Below are 22,869 nucleotides of genomic sequence, written 5' to 3'. Positions count from 1 at the left end.
GGGGTCAGCCCTTGACGCTGCCGGCGACCAGGTCGAGCCGCCAGAAGCGTTGCAGGAACAGGAACAGCGCGATGATCGGGATGATCGACAGCAGCGACCCGCTGATGACCAGCGTGTACAGCGCGGGCTGCGAGGCGCCCCGGTTGAGCAGCGAGTAGAGCCCCACGGTGAGCGGGAACAGGTTGTCGTCGGCGAGCATGATGTACGGCAGCAGGAAGTTGTTCCAGATCCCGATGAACTGCAGCAGGAACACCGTCACCAGGCCCGGCGTCATGATCGGCACGCCGACCGACCACAGCAGCCGGAACTCGCCGGCCCCGTCCACCCGCCCGGCCTCCAGGATCTCGTCCGGCACCGCGGCCTCGGCGTAGATGCGGCACAGGTAGATGCTGTACGGGCTGATCACGCTGGGCAGGATCACCGACCAGTAGGTGCCGACCAGGTTCAGGTCCGACAGCAGCAGGTACTGCGGGATGGCCAGGGTGATCTGCGGGACCAGCACGCCGGCCAGCAGCGCCGCGAAGATCAGCTTCCGCCCGGCGAAGCGGTACTTGGCCAGGGCGTACCCGCAGGCGACGGAGATCACCACGGTCAGGAACGCGCCGCCGCCCGCGTAGATGAGGCTGTTCAGCATCCACAGCCAGAACCGGCCGTCGCCGTAGGCGCCGAGCTGCCCGAGGTTGTCGAAGAAGCCGCCGGTGAAGCTGGGCCAGCCGGAGAAGGTGGTGAACAGCTCGTCCGACCGCTTGGTGGCCGCGATCACCACCCACAGCAGCGGCAGCAGCGCGTACACGCCGCCGAGCGCCAGCACGAGCGTGGGCACGATCTTGGTACGCTGGCTCATCGGGCATGCCTCCGGAACCTGAAGACGGCCAGGGCGCCCAGCGACAGCAGCACCGTCGCCCCCGCCAGCAGCACCGAGCTGGCGGCGCCGAGATAGATGTCGTTGTCCACGAACGCCTGCTGGTAGATCCGCATCAGCGGCACCCAGTCCTGCGTGATCGTGTTGGTCATCGGCCGCAGCGTGGCCGGCTCGCTGAACACCTGCAGCATGCCGATCAGCGTGAAGACCGAGGTCATGACGAGCGCCGGGCGCAGCAGCGGGATCTTGATCCGCAGCGCGATCCGCCACTCGCTCGCGCCGTCGAGGCGGGCGGCCTCGTACAGCTCCTTCGGGATGGCCCGCAGGGTGGTGTAGAGCACCACCATGTTGAAGCCGACCGACCCCCACACGGCGATGTTGGCCACCGAGAAGAAGACCGACACGTCGCCGAAGAAGTTCGCCGCGGGCAGCCCCACCGCCTCCAGCGCGGCGCTGACCGGGGAGACGGCGGGCAGGTAGATGAAGCCCCACAGCAGGCTCGCGATCACGCCGGGCACCGCGTACGGCAGGAAGATCGTGATCCGCGAGGCCCGCTTGCCGCCCACCCGGGGCGCGTCCAGCAGCAGCGCGAACAGCAGCGCCAGGCCCATGGTGGCGGGCACCATGATGACGCCGTAGGCCAGCATGTGGCGCAGCGCGGCGAACAGCGCCGTGTCCCGCAGCGCCGTGACGTAGTTCTCCAGCGCGACGAACACCTCGGTCCTGATGCCGAACCCGGCGCCGCGCACCCGCATGGCGTGCAGGCTCAGCCAGATCGCGTACCCGATCGGGACCAGGATGAAGACGACGAACAGGATGACGGCCGGCGCCGCCATCGCGTACGGCGCCGCGCTCCTGCCCCGGTCGGCCCGGCTGCCGGTCATCCGCCGACGACCTGGTAGCCCTGCTTCTTCAGGTCCGCCACGCTCGCCTGCTGCACCTGGGTCGCCACGGCCGCCAGGTCGGCCTTGTTCTTGACGGCGGTCGGGAGCTGGTCCTCGAAGGCGCCGTAGGTGACGTTGGTGTTCGGGCCCCAGCTCGCGAAGCCGCGCGCGGTCTGCGAGATCTTCGAGGCGGACTCGTAGTAGTCGGGCTGGCTCGTCATGTACTCGGGGGCGGCGTCCAGGCCGCCGCCGGAGGTCTGGCCGAGCGTGGCGGCCGGGTAGAGGCCGATCTCGACCAGCACCTTCAACGCCTCGGGGTCGGTGCTCAGCCAGCGGGCGAACTTGGCCGCCTGCGGCTTCTGCTTCGAGGTCGCGCTGACCGCCGTGGAGGAGCCGCCCCAGAAGCCGGTGACGTTCTCGCCGGCGCCCCACTGCGGCAGCGGGGCCATCTTCCACTTGCCCTTGCTCGACGGGGCCACCCCGGCCAGGATGCCCGCCCCCCACACCGCGCTCGGCCAGGCGATGATGGTGCCGTCGTTCATTTGAGCGTTCCACTGCGGGGTGTACATCGGGTCGCCGAGCACCGCGCCCGACTTGACCAGCTCGCCCCAGAAGGTGAGCACCTTGCGGGTGGGCTCGTCGTCGATCGCGACCTTCCAGGCGCCGTTGTCGCTGGTCCACCAGTTGGCGCCGGCCTGCTGGGCGAAGCCGGCCAGCCAGCCCGCGTCGCCCGGCGAGAACGTGGTCAGGTAGCGCTTGGCGTCCTTCTCCCGCACGGTCGCGGCCAGCGCGCCGAACTCCTCCCAGGTCTTCGGCACCTCCAGGCCCAGCTTCTCGAACAGGTCCGCGCGGTAGAACAGCATCATCGGGCCGACGTCGGCGGGCACCGCGTAGGTGGCGCCGCCGAAGGAGGTCAGGTTCCAGGTGCCCTCGGGGAAGGCCGACTTGACCGGCGCGACCGAGCTGGACAGGTCCTGCAGCGCGTTGTTGGTGATGAGGGTCGGCAGCGACTGGTACTCGGCCTGCAGCACGTCGGGGGCGTTGCCCGCCTTCACCGCGGTCAGGAACTTGGCGATCAGCTCGTCGCTGGCCGCCTGGCCGCTCAGGGTGACCTTCTGGGTCGGGTTCTTCCGGTTCCACAGGTCGACGACGCGCTGGATGTTCTCCGCCCAGCTCCAGAAGACCAGGTTGGCGGGGGCGTTCTCGTCGCCCGAGATCGGGGACGGGGCCGCGGCCTCGCCTCCCGCGCCCTGGTCGTCGGCGCCGCAGCCAGCCAGGAACAGCGTGGCCGCCGACGTGGCGAGGAACGTTCTTCTACGCACGGTATTACTCCAAACGTGGTGCTAGGTGTGATGGCGCAGCGCGACGACGGCGCGGGGCGCCAGCGTCACCGGGCCGCCTTCGGTGACGGCCCCGGTGAGAAGGTCTTCGGCTCGCCCGGGCACCGGCACGGTGGCCGCCGAGGAGCCGTGGTTGAGCAGGAACAACACCTCGCCGCGGCGCACCGCCTCGACGCCGGGCGGCAGCTCGGCCACCGCCCCGCGCACGCCCGCGTCGGCCAGCGCCCGCGCGACGACCTCGGCCAGCGCGGCGGGCTCCGGCATGGTGGCGACGTACCAGGCGATCCCGTCGCCGCTGCGGTGGCGCAGGATCGCCGGCCGGCCGGCCAGGTCGCCCTCGGTGAACTCGGCCACCGGCTCGGCGCCCTCGGCGGCCATCAGCTCGGTCCAGGTGCCCGCCGTGAAGCCCGGCCCGTTCTGGGAGGCGGTGGAGCGCTCCTCCTGGAGGGCGGCGGAGCGCTCCTCCTGGGGGCCGCCGGCCCGCCCGTCCCGGGGGCCGGTCCAGCGGCAGCGGACCTCGCCCTCGACCGGCAGCCACTCCTCGCCGGACGCGCCGAGCACGTCCCGGAGCGGCGCGGGGAAGCGGCCCGTGCGGATGTGGCCGTCCGGGTCCACCACGCCGGAGAACGGGCCGACGACCAGCACGCCGCCGCCCCGCGCGTACGCCGTCAGCGCCGCCGCGTCCCGGTCCGCGACGAGGAACAGGTTCGGGACGACGACCAGCGCGTACCCGCTCAGGTCGGCCCCCGGCGGGACCACGTCCACGCTCACCCCCCGCTCCCACAGCGGCAGGTAGTAGGCGAGAAGCTGCTCGGCGGCGTTGAGCCGGTCGCTCGGCCGGCCGCGCTCCTCCAGCGCCCACCAGCTCTCCCAGCCGAACACCAGCGCCACCCGCGCCGGCACCGGCTGCCCGGCCAGCCCGGCGAGCCTGCGCAGCTCCTGCCCGTGGGCGCGCACCTCGCGGTGCAGCCGGGTCTCCGGGCCGGCGTGCGGCACCATCGCGGCGTGGAAGCGCTCGGCGCCGAAGCGGGAGGCCCGCCACTGGAAGTAGCACAGGCCGTCCGCGCCCCTGGCCAGCGCCTGCAGCGACTCCAGCCGGAGCTGCCCGGGCGGCTTCGGCAGGTTGTGGGGCCGCCAGTTGACGCCGTTCGTGGCCTGCTCCATGAGCAGCCACGGCCGGCCGCGCGACAGGCCGCGCATGAGGTCGTGGACGAGCGCGGTGCGGGCGGGGGAGAGCGGGTCGCCCGGGTCGGGGTACCAGTCGTTGGAGACGACGTCCTCCTCGGCGGCCCACGCCCAGGAGTTCACGGGCTTGAACAGGCCCATGAAGTTCGTGGTGACCGGGACGTCCGGGGTGTGCGCCCGCAGCACGTCGCGCTCGGCGCGGAAGTGCTCCAGCAGCGCGTCGGAGCAGAAGCGCCACCAGTCGAGGCTCTGCGTCGGGTTGATCATGTAGGGGGCGCGGCGGGGCGGCAGGATCTCCTCCCACCCGGCGTAGCGCTGACTCCAGAACGTGGTGCCCCACGCCTCGTTGAGCGCGTCCAGGCCGCCGTAGCGCCGCTCCAGCCAGGCGCGGAACGCCTGCGCCGAGACGTCGCAGTGGCAGACCTGGCCGTACTCGTTGCCGACGTGCCACAGCGCCAGCGCCGGGTGGCCCGCGTACCGGGCGGCCAGGTCGCTCACCAGCTCCAGCGCCCGCTCCCGGTAGACCGGCGAGGACGGGCAGAACTGGTTGCGCGAGCCCCACCAGAGCCGGTGCCCGGAGGCGTCCACCGGCAGCGTCTCCGGCCAGCGGTGCCCCAGCCAGGGCGGCGGCGAGGCGGTCGGGGTGGCCAGGTCCACCGCGATGCCGGCCCCCGCCATCAGGTCCATCACCCGGTCCAGCCAGCCGAAGTCGCGCGCCCCCGGCTCCGGCTCCAGCCGCGCCCAGCTGAACACGCCGACCGTCACCAGGTTCACCCCGGCGGCCCGCATCAGCTCGACGTCCTCGGCCCAGACCTCCTCCGGCCACTGCTCGGGGTTGTAGTCCCCGCCGAACAGCAGGCCGCGGCCCTCCGTCAGCCGCCGCATCCCGGTCACGCGCCGCTCCTCGGGGCCGCCGAGCTGTCGCCGGGCACCAGGCGGCACGGCACCAGCCGCTGCTGCGGCGGGCCCGCGCCGTCCAGCCGGTCGATGAGCATGCGGGCGCCGAGCCGGCCCAGCTCGGCGCTCGGCGGCTCCAGCGTGGTCAGCCGGGGGTGGAACATCGCCGCGGCCTGCGCCGACGACAGCACCAGCAGCAGCGTCAGGTGCTCGGGGACGCGCCAGCCGCGCGCCGCCACGCCCGCGAGCACGCCGACCGCGGCGTGGTCGTCCATGACGGCCAGCGCCGTCACCTCCGGGTGCAGCTCCAGCAGCCGGTCGAACGCCTGCCTGCCCTCCTCGGCCGAGCCGGGGCGGAAGCCGTCCACGTAGCCGAGGCCCGCCTCGCGGGCGGCGGCGGCGAACTCCTCGCCCATCCGGGTCGCCGGGCCGTAGCCGTCGGCGTACAGGTCGGTGGAGAGGTTGAAGAAGGCCAGCGTGCGGTGGCCGAGGCCGCTCACGTGCGCCACCGCCTCGCGGGCGGTCGCGGCGAAGTCGATGTCGGCGTAGTCCACCGAGCCGGGGTCGCGGGTCCGCCCTATCATGCTGAACGGCACCCCCGCCGCGGACAGGAACTCCGTCCGCTCGTCGTCCATCCGCACCTCCATGAGCAGCACGCCGTCCACCAGCCCGAGGCCGGTGATGTGGCGCAGCTCGTCGATCGGCTCGGCGCTCTCCGGCGACAGCAGCAGGTGGTAGCCCAGCTCCTTGGCCGCCTCGGCGGCGCCGGTCGCGAACTGCATCTCGGTCAGGCCGAAACCGCTGCGCGGAGCCGGGAACAGCAGCGCCAGGATCCGGGTCCGCTTGCTCTGCAGGCCGCGCGCGAGCAGGTTCGGGCGGTAGCCGAGCTCGGCGGCGGCCTGCTCGATGCGGCGCTTGGTCGCGGGGGCGACCGGGCGGGTGCCGTTGAGCGCCGCGGAGACCGTGCTGACCGCGACCTGGGCCCGCTCGGCCACGTCACGTAGGGAGGACATCAGACTCCGACGGGGGTTGTCGAAACGTTTCGCACAACCTAAAGTCCGTTTTGTGGAGATGTCAATGGCGTTAATTCGGACGACCTGAAACCGGGCTACGATCAGCCGCGTGCTCACCCTCACCGTTCCCGGCCCTGCCGGGCCGCCGCTGCGCGGCCACCTCGCCATGGGCGAGGACCCGGCCGCCCCTGACGCCGTCACGGCCGACTCCCGGCACCTGTGGCGGGGCGGGCGGCCCTGGTTCCCGGTCAGCGGCGAGTTCCACTACGCCCGTCACCCGGCGGCCGAGTGGCGCGAGGAACTGCTCAAGATCCGGGCCGGCGGCGTCACCGCCGTGGCCACGTACGTGTTCTGGAACGCCCACGAGCCGCGGCGCGGCGCCTTCGACTGGACCGGCGACCGCGACCTGCGCCGCTTCGTCGCGCTCTGCGCCGAGGCCGGGCTGGACGTCGTGCTGCGCGCCGGCCCGTGGGCGCACGGCGAGTCGCGCAACGGCGGCTTCCCCGACTGGCTGCTCGCCGACGGCTGCGCGCTCCGCACCGACGACCCCCGCTACCTGGCGCTCGTCCGCGCGTTCTTCACCCAGATCGGCGAGCGGCTGCGCGGGCTGCTGCGCCGCGACGGCGGCCCCGTCGTCGCCGTGCAACTGGAGAACGAGCTGCACGACCGCCCCGGCCACCTGCTCACCCTCAAACGGCTGGCCCGCGCGTGCGGCATCGACGCGCCGCTGTGGACCGCCACCGGCTGGGGGCACGCGCGGCTGCCGGAGGACGAGGTGATCCCGGTGTTCGGCGGCTACCCCGAGGCGGCCTGGGACACCGCCCACGACGGGCCGCCCGAGCAGAGCCGCGCCCACTACTTCTTCGGCCCCGGCCGCGACGACGACTCCATCGGCGCCGACCTGCGCGCCGGCTCATCGCCCTCGACCGGCGGCTCGACCGGCGGCTCGGCAGGCGGCTCGGCAGGCGGCTCGGCAGGCGAGGACCACCTGGCGCGCTACCCGTTCGCCACCTGCGAGCTGGGCGGCGGCATGTTCACCGCCTACCACCGGCGGCCCCTCGTCACCGCCGCGGACGTGGCCGCGCTCGCCCTGGTCAAGCTGGGCAGCGGGTCCGTCTGGCAGGGCTACTACCTCTACCACGGCGGCGCCCAGCTCCCCGGCCTCCAGGAGTCGCACGCCACCGGCTACCCGAACGACTGCCCCCTCGTCGACTACGACTTCCAGGCGCCGCTCGGCCAGTACGGGCAGTTCCGCGAGTCCTGGCACCGGCTGCGGCTGCAGCACCTGTGGCTCGCCTCCGACGGCGCCGACCTCGCCCCGATGACGCTCACCATGCCGCCCGGCGCGCCCGCCGACCCCGCCGACCGGGACACGGTCCGGTGGGCGGTGCGCTCCGACGGCGACTCCGGGTTCCTGTTCGTCAACAACCACCGGCCCGGCGAGCCGCTGCCCGCGCGGCCCGGCGTGCGGTTCGGCGTGACGCTGGGCCGGTCGCCGGCGGGGGAGCGCTCCCTCGTGCTGCCGCGGCGGCCCGTCACCGTGCCGGCGGGGGCGTACTTCGCCTGGCCGCTCGCCCGGCCGCTCGGCGGCACCGGCCTCCGCGTGACGGCCACCGCCCAGCCGGTGTGCACGCTCGACGGGCCCGTGATGGTGCTCGCCCAGGTCGCGGGCCTGCCGGTCGAGCTGACCCTGCACGGCGCCGCCCGGGTCGAGGGGCCCGGCGCCGAGGGCGCGGCCGTGGTGGAGCGGGACGGCGCCGACCTGGTCGTACGCGACCTGCGTCCCGGGACCGGCTGCCTGCTGCGCGTCGTCGCCCCCGGCGGGGCGGCCGGGCACGTGCTGGTGCTCACCGAGGAGAGCGCGCTCTCGGCCACCCGCGCCCGGCTGGGCGGCGCGGACCGGCTGCTGCTCGGCGACCGGCCGCTCGTCCCGGACGGCGACCGGCTGGTCCTGTACGGCGGCCGCGACGGCGACCGGCTGCGCGTCTTCCCGCCCCTCCCCGGAACCGCCCTGACCGCCGCCGCCGCGCCCGAGCCCGGAGGCGTGTCCGGGGCGGGCGCCGCTGTGGGGGCGGAGGTCACTGCCAGGGCGGGCGTCACTGCCGGGGCGGGCGTCACTGCCGGGGCGGGCGTCGCTTCCGGGGCGGGCGTCGCTGCCGGGGCGGCCGACGGTGTCTTCTCGGCCGTGGTGCTGCCCGCGCCCGCCGCCGGCGAGCCCGAGGCCGCCGTGACCGAGCAGGTGGCGGCGGCCGGACCGCCCCGGGCGGTCGTCGTCGATCCGGCCTCCGGCCGCGCCTCCGCGCCGGTGGACGCCGACTTCGCGCACGCCGCCGTGCACCGCGTCCCCGTCCCCGCCCGCCTGCTGGCCACCGGCGACGAGGTGCTGCTGCGGCTCGACTGGACCGGCGACGCCGGCCGCGCCTACATCGGCGGGCGGCTGGTCGCGGACCGGTTCTGGCACGGCCCGCCGTGGGAGATCGGCCTGCGCCGCCACCGCCGCGCCCTGCTGGAGCACGGCGCGATCGAGCTGCGCCTGCTGCCCTTCCCCGGCGCCCTCCCCGGCGCCCTGCCCGGCGCGGGCGGCGCTCAAGGGAACGCGCCGGAGAGCGCCCCCGTCCACATCTCCCCGGCGGCCCGCGCCCACCTCGGCCCGCCCGCGCTGCGGGCGGCGACGTTCGTGCCGGTCCCGCGCACCACCCTCACGACGGGAGCTGATGCCCGATGAGCGGCCACTGGGTGGACACCTGGACCGCCATGCCCCAGCGGGCCGAGCCCGCCGACCTGCCGCCCGCGCCGTACGGGGGCGGCGGCGGCCGTCCCGTCCTGGCCGGCGCCACCCTGCGGCAGACCGTCCGCGTCTCGGCGGGCGGCCCCCGCCTGCGGCTGCGGCTGTCGAACGCCTTCGGTGGCGCGCCCCTGCCCGTCACCCGGCTCACCGTGGCCCTGCCGGCGGGCGGCCGGGCGGGCGGGAGCGCGATCGAGCCGGGCACCTCGCGGCCGGTGACGTTCTCCGGGCGGCCCTCGGTGGTGGCCCCGCCGGGCGCGCAGGCGGTGTCCGACCCGGTGGACCTGCCGCTCGCGCCCGCCTCGGTCGTCACCGTGACGATCCACCTCGCCGAGGGCCAGCGCTCGGCCGCCGTCACCGCCCACCCGGGCTCCCGCACGACCTCCCACCTGGCGCCCGGCGACCAGTGCGACGCCGCGGAGCTGACCGGCGCGACGCCCGTGGACCACTGGTACCTGCTCGGCGCGGCCGAGGTGTGGGCCGGGCCGGACACCTCCGCGCTGGTGCTGCTCGGCGACTCGCTGACCGACGGCCGCGGCTCCACGACCAACGGCAACGACCGCTGGCCCGACCAGCTCTACGACCGGCTCCTCGACCGGCTCGGCGAGGCCGCCCCGGCCATCGCCAACCAGGCGGCGGGCGGCAACCGGGTGCTCGCCGACGGCCTCGGCCCGAGCGCGCTGGCCCGCCTGGACCGCGACGTGCTGGCCCGCAGCGGCGCCCGCTGGCTGATCGTCTTCGAGGGCGTCAACGACCTCGGCACCGCCGGGGCCGCCCCCGCCGCCCAGAAGCGCGCCGCCGCCGACCTGATCGCCGGCTACGAGCAGATCGTGACCCGCGCTCACGCCGGCGGCCTGATCGTCTACGGGGCGACGCTGACCCCGTTCGGCGGCAACGACTACGACGACCCCGACGGCTCACGCGAGGCGGCCCGCCAGGCGGTCAACGACTGGATCCGCGCCGGCGGGCGCTTCGACGCCGTGCTCGACTTCGACCGCGCCGTCCGCGACCCGGCCGAGCCGCGGCGGCTGCGGGCGGCCTTCGACGTCGGCGACGGCCTGCACCTGAGCCCGGCCGGGTACGCGGCGCTGGCCGCCGCCGTCCCCGCCGAGCTGTTCACGCGGTAGGGGCCTGGCGGCGGCGGGTCAGTGGCGGCTGAGCGCCAGGCTGTGGACCGGGTGCTCGCCCTCGGTCTGCAGCCGGTACTCCTCGCCCGACTTGGCGCGGTTCTCCGCGATGACCCGCTCCGAGGCCGGCTTCTCGCCGCCCATGAGCGCGTCCTGCATCTGCTGGAACCGCTCGTGGGCCTCCTGCACGTAGCCGGTGCCGAGGGTGGTGCAGTCGATCTGGGTGGCGAGCAGCTCCCGCAGGTACGCCTTGTTCGGCTCGAACGTCACCGGCTGCGGCAGCTCGGGCGCGCACACCTCCTCCGGGTCGCGGCCGTCGTGCTGCTTGAACAGCTCGGCCGCCAGCCGCAGGTGCTCCAGCTCCATGTTGAGGTGCAGCTCCCAGATCGCCCGCACCTTCGGGTCGGACTCGGTCGCCATGAACGAGTGGTACAGGTAGCACTCGTTGTACTCGTGGTTGAGCAGCATCTCCCACCAGCTCTCGCCCGGGTCCACCAGGGACTCGTAGTGGGTGACGTGCTCCTCCTCCACCATTCCGATCTCCTGGTAGAGCTGCCGGGCGATCGGCTCCATGTACGTCGGGCCGACGTTCATGTAGAAGTTCATCGTCTGCTGCTCGGTCGACATGATCGTCAGCGCGTGCAGCTTGCTGATCGGCGCGGCCGAGCTCCTGTCATAAGGCTCGCGCACGTTGTCCACCGGGTTGCGGTGATGCAGGTACGTCGGCCGCCCCGGCATCACCTCGGTGACGCCGTCCACGATCTTCTCGGCCTTGCGGTGCTCGATCATCTCGTACAGGTTCGCGTACCGGTAGAGGTGGTCGAAGTCCTCCAGCACGCCGAACTGGTAGGCCTGCTGCAGGTACGGGTCCGGCTCCATCCTGGCCACCCACGAGGTCAGGTCCACGGCGACCTGCTCGTAGGAGATGGTCGTCTCCAGCACCGACGACACGCCCGGTAGCAGCCAGTTCACGGCCTTCTGCTGCTGCGCCTCGATGTAGCGGGTGCGGGCGAGCTGCTGCTTCAGCTCGATGTCCGGGCAGTGGCGGGCGAGCTGGTGGCTGAAGAGGATCGCCTCGACCTCGATGCCGTTCATCGTGATGACGCGGCACAGCGTGTACGGGTCGACGTGGTCGGGATCGACCGGGGTGACGTTCAGCTCGCGCCAGCTCCGGAGCTGCTTGTCCAGCGGGATGCCCCGCTCCTGCAATGGGTTGAATGGCATGACGCCGCGCTCCTTGCGCTGGTCGGAAACGTCCGGGCCGGGGCGTACCCGGCGTGACCTGCGACAACCTCCTCTCGGCACCGGCTGAGCGCCCGGAATGGGTAATGCGGCGCGTGACCTTCACGGGCCCGGGTAGGCACGGGGCCGGACACGAGGAAGGACGATCATGACCGCACAGCACACCGCGCCCGAGAAGATGGCCGAGACGGACGTCATCGACCTGCTGCAGGCGCAGCACGGGATGATCAGGGATCTGTTCGACGAGGTCGAGCAGGCGCCGGCCGACCGGCGCGGCGAGGCGTTCACCCGCCTCGTGCGGCTCCTCGCCGTGCACGAGACGGCGGAGGAGGAGCTGGTGCACCCCTACGCCCGGGGCAAGTTCGAGGGCGGCGACGGCATCGTCGACGACCGCCTCGCCGAGGAGCGCGAGGCCAAGGAACTGCTCATGGAGCTGGACCAGGCCGGCCCGGACGCGCCCGGCTTCGCCGAGAAGCTGCTCCTGCTGCGCGGCGCCGTCGAGGCGCACGCCCGCGCCGAGGAGCGCTACGAGTTCGCCAAGCTGCGCGCCCACACCAGCGAGGCCGAGCGGCGCGGCATGGCGGCCGGCGTCAAGGCCGCCGAGGCCATGGCCCCCACCCATCCGCACCCCGGCGTCGAGTCGGCGACCAAGAACGTCCTGGTGGGCACGCCCGCCGCGATGATGGACCGGGCCCGCGACGTGATCCGCCAGGCCATGGGCAAGCGGCCCTGAGCCCGCCGGGTCCCTCCGGTCCCTCCGGGCCCGCCGGTCCCGGTCAGGAGGGCGTGAGCAGGCGCTGCCGCTCGCCCCTCCACTCGACCGTCACCACCGTCGCGTCGTCCTGCAGCCGGCCGCCCTGGTGGCGCAGGATGGCCTGGATGAGCCGGCGCAGGGTCTCCGGCGCCGACACCCCGTCGGCCTCCTGGCGGACCACGAAGTCGACGAACTGCTCCAGCCCGAACACCTCGCCGTCCGGGCTGCGCGCCTCGATGATGCCGTCGGTGTAGCACAGCAGCCGGTCGCCGGGTTCGAGCCGGTACTGCTGCAGGCCCGCCGACAGGCTCATCCCGAAGCCCATGGGCGGGTCCGGCGCGGGGACGCTCTCCAGCGTCGCCACCCGCTGCCCGCCGCGGATCACCAGCAGCGGCGGATGGCCGCGGTTGACCCATCTCAGCAGCCCGGTGCCGAGCTCCAGCGTGGCGAGGACCCCGGTCGCGAACCGGCCGGTGAACTGCTCCCTGATCGCCGCGTCCACCGCCTGGCTCAGCTCGGGCAGGTCCGCGCCCCTGCGGCGGTTGTGGCGGCAGGCGCCCATCGCGACCGTGGCGGTCAGCCCGGCCGAGGTGTCGTGGCCCATCGCGTCGAACAGCGACACGTGCAGCACGTCCCCGTCGATGGCGTAGTCGTAGGCGTCGCCGCCCACCTCGTACGCGGGCTCCAGGGCGGCGCTCACCACCACCCCCTCGGCGGCGAACGTGCCCGGCGGCAGCAGGGCCCACATCACCTCCGCAGACAGCGTCATCGACCGGGCCCGCACCAGCCGGGCGTAGGAGTCGCTGTGCGGCCGTTTGCTGACGATCAGCACCGCGAGCAGCCCGGCGAGCTGCCTGAGCCGCCACTCCACCAGCTTCTGGTCCTCCTCCGGCAGGTCCGCGCCGATCACCCCCACCCGCTCGGTGCCGTCCAGCAGCGGCGCCCACACCCGCTGGGGGCCGCCGCCCGGCGCGGGCGCGGCGTGCACCAGCTCCACGGCCCGGAACGCCCGGCCGGGCAGCGTGTCGTCGACGCCCAGCGGCTCGAGCTCGCGGCCCGCCGGGTCGCGCTGGCCCGGCAGCGGCATCAGGGACTGCTGCTGCAGGTCCGCGACGTAGATCAGGACGCCGGAGAAGCCGATCAGCCGGGCGTGCTCGGCGACCAGCGCGGGCAGGTCCTCCATCGCCGTCAGGTGGCTGGCCTCCAGCAGGCCGCCCAGGGCGCGCTCGCCGTCGCTGAGCATCAGCATCTCCTTCCCGCCGGGCGTAAGTCATGCTTACCCCGGCCGCACCGGCTCACCCAGGAGTGCCCGCGCCGCCCCGGCCCAGCTCCTCGCGGAAGGCCGCGCGGGCCGCGGCGAACGCCTCCCGCTCCAGCACCGCCCCCTGGTACGGCCCGGCGGCGACCGGCTCCTCGTGCAGCCGCGCGGGCAGCTCGTCGCGGCCCGGCAGCCCCTCGCGGGCGGCGTAGGCGCGCATGGCGTCCAGCCGTTCCTGCCCGGCCGCCAGCAGCTCCGCGACGGGGAACTCGCGTCCCAGCACGGCGGCGGCCAGCCCGGTCAGGTGATCCAGGGTGAGCGGCCGGGTGGGGGAGGAGGCGAACAGGCACACGTTGAGCGCGTCGAGCGCGCTCCACAGCCGCAGCAGGCGGGCGGTGCGGGCGCCCCGCTCCGCGTCGAGGCGGCCCGCCGGCGCCGGCTCCGCGCCGATCCTGGCCGCCTCCGGGAAGCAGTACGCGAGCCCCTCGTCCGGGTCGAAGTCGAGGTCGTGCTCCAGGGCGTCGTAGCGGGGGCCGCCGGGGGCGAGGGCGTAGCCGAGGCCGAGTCCCGGCTGGACGCGCGGGTCGAAGCAGGGCAGCTCGGCGCCCTTGACCGTCATCGCGTACCGGGCCGCGGCCGGGCCGAGCCGCCGCGCGGCCCGCGCAGCGCCCTCCGCCAGCAGGCCGCCCAGCTCGCCCGCGCGGGCCGCGACGTCCCTGATCAGGCCGGGCAGCGCCGCCGCGGCGCCGAAGGCGGGCCCGCCGGGCAGCAGGCCGCGCGCGGCGCACTCCATGGCGAAGGCCAGCGTGCCGCCCAGGCTGACCGGGTCGAGGCCGAGGTCGTTGCAGAGCGCGTTCGCGGTCAGGACGGCGTCGACGTCGTCGATGCCGAGGTTCCAGCCGAGCGACGGGAACGCCTCCTGGCCGAGGCCGCCCGAGCGGTGCTGCGGCAGCGACGGCGGGGCGTAGACCTTCAGGCAGTCGTTGGGACAGCCGGGGCAGGCCCCGCGCAGCGTCCCCGCCCGGCCGTCGTAGTCGCCGGGCGAGGGCACGCGCAGCGCCGTCGCGGCGGTGTCGGAGAAGTTGCGGACGGCGATGTAGCCGGGCGCGGGCGGCTCGCCCGTCCACCCGGCGAACCCCGGCTCGCCGTGCTGCCAGGCCGCGAGCCGGTTGACGGGCAGCGCAGAGCGGTAGAAGGCGGCGATGCCCGCCAGCGCGGCCGGGTCGGCGACCGGGGCCGGGGCGTCACCGGCGCACACGACCGCCTTGAGGTTCTTCGCCCCGAACACCGCGCCGAGCCCGTACCTGGCCGCCGGGTGGGCGAGGTCGGTGACGACGCTCGCGTACCTGACCAGGTTCTCCCCGGCCGGGCCGATCGCCGCCACGGAGGCGCCGCCGCCGTGGCGCCGCCTGAGCGCGTCGGTGGTGGCGGCGGTGCCCAGGCCGCGCAGGTCCTCCGCCGCGCGCACGCTCACCTCGCCGTCCGCCACCAGCAGGTACGACAGCCGCGCCGCCCGCCCGGTCACCGCCAGCGCCTCGGCCCCGGCGCCGCGCATCCCGGCCGCGAACGGCCCCAGCGCGTGCGCCTCCCCGGCCACCCCGGTCAGCGGCGACTTGGCCAGGAACACCGCCTTGGCCAGGCCCGGCGCGCGCACCCCGCCGAGCCGCCCGGCCGCCACGAACAGCAGCGCCCTCGGGTCGTACGGGTCCAGGCCCGGCGGGGTCCGCCCGGTCAGCAGCCGCAGCCCGAGAATCGTCCCGCCGCACCCGTCGGAGCGGTCCTCCCGGGCGACGGCGCCGCTGGTCAGGTCCACGGTGATCAGCACGTCCTGCCTCCTCTGCACAGGGGCAGTAACACATCACATCCCACGCGCGGATCGCAAGCCCGGTGACACCGCGCCCGTACGGGGCAGGGGAGGGCGTCATGAAGCGTCTCCTCAAGGTCCTCGTCGCGCGCCGCCTGGCGGCCACCCCGCTCGGGCTCGCCTTCCTCGCGGCCGGCTGGCTCCTCGGCCGCCGCCGCCGTCGCCGCGCCCAGCCCCCCACCCCCGCCCCCGCCCGCCGCACCCCCACCGCTCGCCGAACCACCCACCACTGACCCGCTACCGCCCCCCCGCCCACCCGCTACCGCCCCCCCGCCCACCCGCTACCGCCCGCCGTCGGCCCGCTGCCGGGCGGCCTGCCTCTGACCCGGTTCCGAACCCGACGCCGAGGAGCGAGGCGGTGTCAGGGGCGGGGCGGGGTCAGGCGGGGCCGAGGCTCCAGAGACGCAGCCGCCGGTCCGTGCCCGCCGTCACCACGACCGGCCGGCCGGCCCGCTCGGCCAGCGCCAGCGCGCGGACGGCGCCGCCCTCACCGACGCCGAACTCGCCGACGATCTCCCCGTCCGCCAGGCTCCACACCCGCACGAACGCGTCCCCGCCGTACGGCGTGTGCGCCACCACCGCGACCGGCGCGCCGTCCAGGACGCCGGTCACCAGCGCGGCGGTGCCCCGGTCGTCCGGGCTGCGGTCGCTGAAGGCCCACTTCTTCCTGCGCTTGCCGCTCGCCAGGTCGTACACCCGCAAGGTGGCGTCCAGGTGCGTCGAGACGAGCACCGGCTCGCCCTTCAGCTCGCCGCACGCCAGCCGCTCGATGCCGCCGACCTCGCCCGTCTTGTACGTGCGCGTCACCACGCCCGTGGACAGCGGGCGCACCCGCACCCGGTTCGCGCCGTCGCCCGTCACCAGCACGTCCTCGCCGTCCAGGCGGCCGAAGGCCAGGCCGTTGATGCCCTGGAAGTGCTCGGTGCTGGTGGGGCCGATCTGCCGGCCGGTGACGACGTCCCACAGGCGGACGGTGCCGCGCAGGTCCCGCAGGCTGTCGTACTTCTGCGACACCGCGACCACCCGGCCGCCCGCGACCGTCACGGCGACGATCGGGTCACCGGCTTTGCGGGCGGGCGTGTCCGCGCCGTCCGGCCCCCACAGCCGCATCGCGCCGTCGGCGTGGCCCGAGGCGATCACCGGCGCGCCGGCGCGGACGCCGTACGCGATGGCCGCCGTCCCGGCGCCGCCGTCGCCGAGCTTCCTGACCGTGGCGCCGCCGGTGGTGAGGTCCCAGGTGACGACGGAACCGTTGCCCGTGCCGGACGCGACGGCCGGTCCGCTCGCCGCCATCACCGCCGGGGTCCCCACGCCGGAGGGGAGCGGCACGGGGTCGCCGATCCGCGTCCCGAACGGCTCGGCGGGGGCGGTGGTGGCGGCTGTCGGCTCCGGTGTGGCGGAGGCCGTCGTCGTCTCGCCGGGGGTACTGCCCGTGCCGGTGGGGGAGGGCGATGCGTCCTGCCTCGTCCCGGTCTCGCCCCGGCGGCCGGTGCTCGGGTCCGGCCTGAGGACGACGAACGCCGACACCGCTGCCGTCGCCAGGGCCGCCGCTCCGGCGCTGAGCACGGCCCGGCGGCTGATCCGCTTCGCGCCGCCCGGCGCCGTCGTCTCCTCCGGCCGCCGGTTCCCGTACGTCGCCCCGTTCCCGCCCCACGGCGCGCCGCCGGCACGCGGTGGCGACTGCCCGCCCTGAGCCGCCCACCCCGCAGGACGCGGACCCGCGGCCGGGGGTGCCGCCGCACCGGGAGGCTGGGACTGCGGCGGCCCGGACTGCGGCGTTTGCGGGTGCGATGCCCTGGACGCGGACGGTAGCGGTGACCCGCTGGAGGGTGGCACCCCGTCCGGTCGTGGCGTCTCAGGACCGCTCTGCCCCGAGCGCGCCTGCCCGGGCCCCGCGCTCCCCATCGCACGCCGGCCATCGGAGCCACCCCCGGACGCCCGCGCCGCCGACGGCCCCGAACCCGCCGCTTGCCCGGACGTCCCGAAAGGCAAGGGGGTGGAAGGCGACGCCCCAAAAGCCCCCGCCCCCGACGGCGAGGCCCCGGACGCCGAGGCCCCGGACGCCGAGGCCCCGGACGCCGAGGGATCGGACGAGGGCCCGGAAGGCGAGGCCCCGGACGGCGAGGGTCCGGACGGCGAGGGTCCGGACGGCGAGGGTCTGGAAGGTGACGCTCCCGAGTGTGAGGCACCCGAAGGCGACGCGCCCGAGGGGGATCCGCCCGAAGGCGACCAGTCCGGAAGCGGTCCGCCGGCTGGGAATCCGCCCATCGGCGACGCGCCTGAAGGGGACGCGCCCGAAGGGGACGCGCCCGAGGGGAAGCCACCCATGGGCGACGCGCCCGAGGGGGAGCCGGACGAAGGGGAGGGGCCGGCCATGAGGCGTTTCATCAGGGCCGTGGGCAGGGGCCGCGCCGCCGGGTCCTTGGCGAAGCACTCCCGCAGGACCCCGGCCAGCCGTTCCGGCACCCCGCTCAGGTCAGGGGACCCGCTGAGCACGGCGTTCAGGATGGCCGGGACGGTCTCCCCGGCGAACGGCGGCCGTCCCGTGGCGGCGAACACCATGGTCCCGGCCCAGCTGAACACGTCCGACGCGGGCGCGACCCGCAGCCCCTCGAACTGCTCGGGCGACATGTACGCGGGCGTCCCCACCACCCCGGACGCCATGGTCGTGGCGTCCAGCGCCTTGGCGATGCCGAAGTCGATGACGATCGGCCCTTCGGGGCCCATGAGCACGTTGCCGGGCTTGAAGTCCCGGTGCACGATCCCGGCCTCGTGGATGGCGGCCAGGGCGGTGAGCGTGGAGATCGCCAGCCGGTCCAGCGCCCCGCCCGCGCGCGGTCCGGCCGTCCGGACGACGTGCTGCAGCGTGTCGCCCGCGACGTACTCGCTGACGATGTACGGCTGCTCGCCGGCGGTTCCGACGTCGAGCACGGCCGCCGTGCAGAAGGCCGCCACCCGCCGCGCCGCCTCCACCTCGCGCAGGAACCCGCGGGTGATGGCGTCGTCGCCGCTCAGGTGGCTGTGCAGCAGCTTGACGGCGACCTCGCGCCCGTCGTCGCCGACCGCCTTGTAGACCGTTCCCTGGCCGCCGGAGCCGAGCACGCCGACGAGCCGCCAGCGTGCCACCCGTTCGGGATCACTCGGCCGGAGCGGGCGGATTTCCGGCATCCCGCTCCTTTCCCGGACGTCCTTGAGCGATCCACACGATAGCCGTAATCCGCTCGCCGTGGATGGCCCGGGAGGGGCGTCAGCGGGCGCTGAGAGGGCGCATGTCGGTCCAGACCTCCTCGATGTGCGCCAGGCAGGCGTCCTTGGCGCCCTGGAACCCGGCCGCCCGCCACCCGCCCGGGAGCTCCCGGTCCGCGGGCCACACCGAGTACTGCTCCTCGTCGTTGATCACGACCTGGTAGTCGTCCATGTGTTCTCCTTGATCGGGGCCCCGCGTTCGCGCAGGGCCTGGAACCCGATGAGGTCGTCGGGCAGCGCGTCCGGCACGAGCGCGTCGAAGTCCCACAGCGTCCGCCGCCGCCGCGCCACCAGCACGCAGAGCGCGATGGCCGTGCCGAGCAGCACGTACAGCAGGCCGATGCCGCGGCCCTCGCCGGTGCCGACGACCCGGCCGACCGTGTCCGCGAGCGCGCCGCCGTCGGCGAGCAGCGGTTCGAGCAGGGATGTGCCCAGCGGCGCGACCACCGCGTACCCGACCGGCAGCGTCGAGAAGGCCACGAGCTGGTTGAGCGCGAACACCCGCCCGTGGTAGCGCTGCGGGATCTTGACCTGCACGATCGTCGTGTAGACCCCGTTGAGCAGCGTCAGCGACAGGAACAGCCCGAACACCCCCGCTGTGATCACCACGAGGTCCGGCCGCGACCCGATCACCACGGCCGACACCGCCAGCGACAAGGTGAACATGAGCTGCCCCCGGAACCGCCGCACCCGCGGCCCGCCCCACACCGCCATGACCAGGCCGCCGAGGAACACCCCGAGCCCGCCGGCGAACGACACCCGCCCCACGTCCGCGATCGTCCCGGACGCCAGCACCAGCGGTGAGATCATCAGGAACAGCGCCGCCATGAACAGGTTGACCACCGCGAAGAACGTCACCATCCGCCGGAAGCCCTTGTTGCCCCACGAGTAGCGGAACCCGCCGGCCAGCTCGGCGGCCACCGACTCGCGGCGGCGCAGCGCCATCGCGGCCGGGAAGCGGATCAGCAGCAGGGTGACGATCGCGATCGCGTAGCTGACGACGTCGAGGGCCAGGATGCCCTCCAGGCCGATCAGCGCCATCAGCCCTGCGGCGGCCAGCGGCACGACGAGCTGCGCGACGCCGTTGATCATGCCGACGACGCCGTTGGCGTGGCCGAGGAAGCGTTTGGGCACGAGCTGCGGGACGGCGGACTGGTAGGCGACCCGCTGGAACGCCAGCGCCACCGACAGGCAGACCAGCAGCGGATAGATGTGCCAGACCTGGAGGTTCCCGGTCCACAGCAGGAGGCCGAGCAGCAGTTGCGAGGTGAAGGCGCCCGCGTCGCCGAGCAGCATCACGCGGCGGCGGTCGCTGCGGTCCACGATCGTGCCGGCGAGCGGCGCGACGAGCATGCCCGGGACCAGGGCCAGCACCGAGAACAGGGCGAAGTCGACGAGCGAGTCCGTCGTCAGGTAGATCCACAGGGGGACGGCGAACTCGGTCAGCGCCGAGCCGACGATCGACACCGCCTGCCCGGCCGCGACCCCGAAGAAGCGCCGCATGCTCGGCCGTGGCCCACCCCCGGGCCCACCCCCGGGCGCGGCCCCTGGTGCGGCCCCTCGCGCGGGGCCTGGTCCGGTCCCGGCGGCCGCCCTCGCCTCGGCCGCCGGGCCGTCCCCGGCGCCCCCGCCGGGCGCACGCTCCTCGGCGGGGGCACGTTCTGCGATCGGCGCGGGCTCGGCGGGGGTGTCGCGGGAGACGCCCTGGAGCCACCACGTCTCCGTGCCGGTGACGCGCTCCAGCGCCGCCGTCTCGCCGGTGGCGAGGGCGACGTGCGTCCGGGTGACGATCTCCGCCAGCTCATCCGCCCGATACTTCAGGAAGAAGTGTGCGGCTTCGTCCAGCACCGCGCACGCGGTCACCGGTGACAGCACATGCCACTCCCGGTACCGCTCCTGGTAGAACTCCATGATCGGGTCCCGCTCGCCGGCCACCGCCACGACCGGCGCGCCGATCCGCCCGGCGTCCTGCTCGAACAGCCGGGTGAAGTACCGCTCCGCCGCCCGCGTCCCCTCCCGCCGGTTGCGGACGATCAGCTTCAGCTCCTCGGGCCCGAGCTCGGAGACGTCGAGCCCGGCCGCCGTCAGCGCGTTGACCCGCCCCTGGTCGCCGCGCAGGTCGTCCAGCCGGTCCCGCAGCCGGGCCAGCCGGCCGCCCGGCCGCGCGAACGGGAACACCCCGCCCAGGTAGACCGCCTCCGCCTCGCGGCCGGCGGCGTGCAGCAGCCGCGCGGTCTCGGCCATGATCATCGCGCCGAGCCCGCAGTGCCCGTACAGCACGACCGGCCCGGCGACGCCGTCCCTGATCTCCTCGGCGCAGCGCCGCGCCACCTCCTCCGGCGGCATCGCCTCCTCGCCGAGCTCGTGCCCGGGCACGGCGATCGAGTACAGCGCCCAGTCGCCGGGCAGCGCGTCGGCCAGCGGCTTGTAGATCACCGCGCTGCCGCCCCCGTACGGCGCGCACACCAGCGTGGCCGTGACGGCGGGACGCTCGGGCGTGAGCCGCTGCAGCAGCCCGCCGCGCCCGGCGTCCGCGGCCGGCGGAGGGCCGGTGAGCAGCGCCGCGGTCTCCCGTACGGTGGTGTGCTTGAACAGGTCCATGAGCGTGACGCGGCGCTCCGGCGCGATCCTGCGCAGGCGCGCCAGCACCCGCATGGCCAGCAGCGAGTGCCCGCCCAGCTCGAAGAAGTCGTCGAGCGCGCCCACCCGGGCGATGCCGAGCACGTCGGCCCAGACCGCCGCGACGGCCTCCTCCACCGGCCCGTCCGGCGGGGTGAAGGCCGCGCCGCCGTCCGGCCGCTCGTCCTCGGGGTCGGGCAGCGCGGCGCGGTCGACCTTGCCGTGCGACTTCAGCGGCAGGTCCTCCAGCCACACGTAGCGGGACGGGACCATGTAGTCGGGCAGCCGCTCGCGCAGCCAGGCCCGCAGCTCGCCGGCCGGCGCCCGCGTCCCGCCCTCCACCGGCAGCAGGTAGCCGACCAGGCGCTCCCCGCGCAGCTCGGCCACGGCCTGCGCGACCCCGGGCAGCTCGGCCAGCACCGACTCCACCTCGCCCAGCTCGACCCGGTACCCGCGGATCTTCACCTGGAGGTCGCGGCGGCCGAGGAACTGCAGGGTGCCGTCCGGCAGCCACCGCCCGAGGTCGCCGGTCCGGTACAGGCGCGCCCCCGGCCCACCGTCCGGGTCCGGCACGAACCGCTCGGCGGTCAGCGCGGGCCTGCCCAGGTAGCCGCGGGCCAGCCGGTCCCCGCCGAGGCAGATCTCCCCGGCGACGCCGACGGGCACCGGCCGCAGCCGCTCGTCCAGCACCCGCACCCGGGCGCCGGGCAGCGGCCGGCCGATCGGCAGCGTCGTCTCCCGCGCCGGCTCGCCGGGGTGCACGGCGAACGTGCTGATGCCGACCGTCGCCTCGGTCGGCCCGTAGTGGTTGACCACCGCGCAGCGGCCGAGCGCGGCCAGCTCGCGCGCCCACGCCCACCCCGACGCCTCGCCGCCGAGGATCAGCAGCCGGCGCGGCAGCAGCTCGGCGGGCCCGGCCTCGGCCAGCAGCGCGGCCAGGTGCGACGGGGTGATCTTCAGGTAGTCGGCGGGGCTGGTGCGGAAGCGCTCGGCCAGCTCGCGCGCCGACGTCCGCGACGGCAGCAGGTCGAGCCGCCCGCCGGTCATGAGCGCCAGGTAGAAGACCGTCACCCCGAAGTCGAAGGCCAGGGACTGCAGCAGCGCGAACGCCGCCCCGGGCGCGACGGCGAACCGCTCGCGCACGCCCGCCAGGTACGTCACCACCTCCCGGTGCTGGACCGCCACCCCCTTCGGCCGCCCGGTGGTGCCCGAGGTGTAGATGACGTACGCCAGGTCCGCCGGCCGCACCCCGGCCTCGACCGGCGCGCCCGCGTCCGGCACCCGGTCCGGGTCGATCTCCGTCAGGCCGTCCGGCAGCGCCGCCCGCGCCCCGGCCGAGGTGATCACCGTGCGCACCCCGGCGTCGCCGACCAGGTACGCCAGCCGCGCCGGCGGCTGCTCCGGGTCCAGCGGCACGTACGCCGCCCCGGCCGCCAGCACGCCGAGCAGCGCCACCGCCAGCGACGCCGACTGCTCCAGGCACACCGCGACCCGGTCGCCCGGCCGCACCCCGCGCCCGCGCAGGTGCGCGGCCAGCCGGCGGGCGCGTCCGGCCAGCTCCCGGTAGGTCAGCAGGTCGCCGCCGAAGGTCACGGCGGGCGCGTCCGGGGTCCGCGCGGCCTGCGCGAACACCAGCTCGTGCAGCAGCTCCGCCTCCGGCGGGGCGGGCGGCGGGGCGCTCTCCAGCGCCGCCAGCGCGGCCCGCTCGCCCGCCGGGAGGATCTCCAGGTCGGCGATCGGCGTGCCGGGCGCGGCGACGGCGGCGCGCAGCACGTTCCAGCGACGCCGCCAGC

General features: G+C 75.2%; 15 protein-coding genes. 4 read left to right on the top strand and 11 right to left on the bottom strand.

Annotated features, from left to right (window positions below):
• Nucleotides 1-4 precede the first annotated feature (4 nt).
• From MF672_RS22310 to MF672_RS22290, 5 genes are read right to left on the bottom strand one after another with little or no spacing between them, the layout of a single operon-like run.
• Nucleotides 5-844 (bottom strand): carbohydrate ABC transporter permease, encoded by an 840-nt coding sequence (locus MF672_RS22310; RefSeq protein ID WP_242381412.1) that lies wholly within the window; start codon nucleotides 842-844, stop codon nucleotides 5-7.
• On the bottom strand, nucleotides 841-1,746 hold the full coding sequence (locus tag MF672_RS22305) for a carbohydrate ABC transporter permease (protein WP_242381411.1): 906 nt from the start codon (nucleotides 1,744-1,746) through the stop codon (nucleotides 841-843). The genes MF672_RS22310 and MF672_RS22305 overlap by 4 nt, the downstream gene beginning before the upstream one ends.
• Nucleotides 1,743-3,068: an ABC transporter substrate-binding protein gene (locus MF672_RS22300; protein ID WP_242381410.1), complete on the bottom strand. Its 1,326-nt coding sequence runs from the start codon at nucleotides 3,066-3,068 to the stop codon at nucleotides 1,743-1,745. Before MF672_RS22300 ends, MF672_RS22305 begins: the two co-directional genes overlap by 4 nt.
• A 21-nt stretch (nucleotides 3,069-3,089) precedes the next feature.
• Nucleotides 3,090-5,156 (bottom strand): beta-galactosidase, encoded by a 2,067-nt coding sequence (locus MF672_RS22295; RefSeq protein ID WP_242381426.1) that lies wholly within the window; start codon nucleotides 5,154-5,156, stop codon nucleotides 3,090-3,092.
• Nucleotides 5,157-5,161: 5 nt separating this feature from the next.
• On the bottom strand, nucleotides 5,162-6,181 hold the full coding sequence (locus MF672_RS22290) for a LacI family DNA-binding transcriptional regulator (protein ID WP_242381409.1): 1,020 nt from the start codon (nucleotides 6,179-6,181) through the stop codon (nucleotides 5,162-5,164).
• 109 nt (nucleotides 6,182-6,290) lie between these two features.
• On the opposite strand from MF672_RS22290, the gene MF672_RS22285 reads away from it, so the two are divergent.
• Together MF672_RS22285 and MF672_RS22280 are read left to right on the top strand one after the other, a co-directional pair.
• Nucleotides 6,291-8,906 carry a beta-galactosidase gene (locus MF672_RS22285; RefSeq protein WP_247815386.1) on the top strand — a complete coding sequence of 872 codons (2,616 nt, stop codon included), beginning with the start codon at nucleotides 6,291-6,293 and terminating at the stop codon, nucleotides 8,904-8,906.
• Complete coding sequence (locus tag MF672_RS22280; protein ID WP_242382169.1) at nucleotides 8,903-10,093, top strand: SGNH/GDSL hydrolase family protein; 1,191 nt, start codon at nucleotides 8,903-8,905, stop codon at nucleotides 10,091-10,093. The genes MF672_RS22285 and MF672_RS22280 overlap by 4 nt, the downstream gene beginning before the upstream one ends.
• An 18-nt stretch (nucleotides 10,094-10,111) precedes the next feature.
• Here MF672_RS22280 and MF672_RS22275 read toward each other — a convergent pair whose 3' ends face one another.
• Nucleotides 10,112-11,317 carry a hypothetical protein gene (locus MF672_RS22275; RefSeq protein ID WP_242382170.1) on the bottom strand — a complete coding sequence of 402 codons (1,206 nt, stop codon included), beginning with the start codon at nucleotides 11,315-11,317 and terminating at the stop codon, nucleotides 10,112-10,114.
• 166 nt (nucleotides 11,318-11,483) lie between these two features.
• Here MF672_RS22275 and MF672_RS22270 point away from each other — a divergent pair, with 166 nt between their 5' ends.
• Nucleotides 11,484-12,068: a hemerythrin domain-containing protein gene (locus tag MF672_RS22270; RefSeq protein WP_242382171.1), complete on the top strand. Its 585-nt coding sequence runs from the start codon at nucleotides 11,484-11,486 to the stop codon at nucleotides 12,066-12,068.
• A gap of 43 nt (nucleotides 12,069-12,111) precedes the next feature.
• Here MF672_RS22270 and MF672_RS22265 read toward each other — a convergent pair whose 3' ends face one another.
• Both MF672_RS22265 and MF672_RS22260 read right to left on the bottom strand, forming a co-directional pair.
• Complete coding sequence (locus tag MF672_RS22265; RefSeq protein WP_242382172.1) at nucleotides 12,112-13,332, bottom strand: PP2C family protein-serine/threonine phosphatase; 1,221 nt, start codon at nucleotides 13,330-13,332, stop codon at nucleotides 12,112-12,114.
• 52 nt (nucleotides 13,333-13,384) lie between these two features.
• Nucleotides 13,385-15,172 carry an aldehyde ferredoxin oxidoreductase C-terminal domain-containing protein gene (locus MF672_RS22260; RefSeq protein WP_242382173.1) on the bottom strand — a complete coding sequence of 596 codons (1,788 nt, stop codon included), beginning with the start codon at nucleotides 15,170-15,172 and terminating at the stop codon, nucleotides 13,385-13,387.
• Between the two features lie 98 nt (nucleotides 15,173-15,270).
• On the opposite strand from MF672_RS22260, the gene MF672_RS22255 reads away from it, so the two are divergent.
• Nucleotides 15,271-15,444, top strand: a complete 174-nt coding sequence (locus MF672_RS22255) for a DUF6203 family protein (RefSeq protein WP_242382174.1) — start codon at nucleotides 15,271-15,273, stop codon at nucleotides 15,442-15,444.
• Nucleotides 15,445-15,589: 145 nt separating this feature from the next.
• On the opposite strand, the gene MF672_RS22250 is transcribed toward MF672_RS22255, so the two are convergent.
• The 3 genes from MF672_RS22250 to MF672_RS22240 form a co-directional block, all read right to left on the bottom strand.
• A complete protein-coding gene (locus tag MF672_RS22250) occupies nucleotides 15,590-18,379 on the bottom strand; it encodes a WD40 repeat domain-containing serine/threonine protein kinase (RefSeq protein WP_242382175.1) in 2,790 nt (929 codons plus the stop codon).
• A 79-nt stretch (nucleotides 18,380-18,458) separates the two neighbouring features.
• The gene (locus tag MF672_RS22245) at nucleotides 18,459-18,629 is read right to left on the bottom strand and encodes an MbtH family protein (protein ID WP_242382176.1); all 171 of its coding nucleotides are present in this window, start codon (nucleotides 18,627-18,629) and stop codon (nucleotides 18,459-18,461) included.
• Entirely contained in the window at nucleotides 18,608-22,849 is a 4,242-nt protein-coding gene (locus MF672_RS22240; RefSeq protein ID WP_247815385.1) for a non-ribosomal peptide synthetase/MFS transporter, read from the bottom strand. The genes MF672_RS22245 and MF672_RS22240 overlap by 22 nt, the downstream gene beginning before the upstream one ends.
• Nucleotides 22,850-22,869: the final 20 nt, after the last annotated feature.

The organism is Actinomadura luzonensis (genome assembly GCF_022664455.2).
GTDB lineage: Bacteria > Actinomycetota > Actinomycetes > Streptosporangiales > Streptosporangiaceae > Nonomuraea > Nonomuraea luzonensis.
The sequence above is the reverse complement of the archived record's forward strand: the minus strand, read 5'-3'. Positions and strand labels throughout refer to the sequence as shown.

What these genes read in the sequence shown, in the direction of transcription:
- MF672_RS22295 (WP_242381426.1), bottom strand. Translation starts at nt 5,156, where the DNA reads ATGCGGCGGCTGACGGAGGGCCGCGGCCTGCTGTTCGGCGGGGACTAC.
- MF672_RS22290 (WP_242381409.1), bottom strand. Translation starts at nt 6,181, where the DNA reads ATGTCCTCCCTACGTGACGTGGCCGAGCGGGCCCAGGTCGCGGTCAGC.
- MF672_RS22270 (WP_242382171.1), top strand. Translation starts at nt 11,484, where the DNA reads ATGACCGCACAGCACACCGCGCCCGAGAAGATGGCCGAGACGGACGTC.
- MF672_RS22305 (WP_242381411.1), bottom strand. Translation starts at nt 1,746, where the DNA reads ATGACCGGCAGCCGGGCCGACCGGGGCAGGAGCGCGGCGCCGTACGCG.
- MF672_RS22310 (WP_242381412.1), bottom strand. Translation starts at nt 844, where the DNA reads ATGAGCCAGCGTACCAAGATCGTGCCCACGCTCGTGCTGGCGCTCGGC.
- MF672_RS22280 (WP_242382169.1), top strand. Translation starts at nt 8,903, where the DNA reads ATGAGCGGCCACTGGGTGGACACCTGGACCGCCATGCCCCAGCGGGCC.
- MF672_RS22245 (WP_242382176.1), bottom strand. Translation starts at nt 18,629, where the DNA reads ATGGACGACTACCAGGTCGTGATCAACGACGAGGAGCAGTACTCGGTG.
- MF672_RS22275 (WP_242382170.1), bottom strand. Translation starts at nt 11,317, where the DNA reads ATGCCATTCAACCCATTGCAGGAGCGGGGCATCCCGCTGGACAAGCAG.
- MF672_RS22255 (WP_242382174.1), top strand. Translation starts at nt 15,271, where the DNA reads ATGAAGCGTCTCCTCAAGGTCCTCGTCGCGCGCCGCCTGGCGGCCACC.
- MF672_RS22265 (WP_242382172.1), bottom strand. Translation starts at nt 13,332, where the DNA reads ATGCTCAGCGACGGCGAGCGCGCCCTGGGCGGCCTGCTGGAGGCCAGC.
- MF672_RS22250 (WP_242382175.1), bottom strand. Translation starts at nt 18,379, where the DNA reads ATGCCGGAAATCCGCCCGCTCCGGCCGAGTGATCCCGAACGGGTGGCA.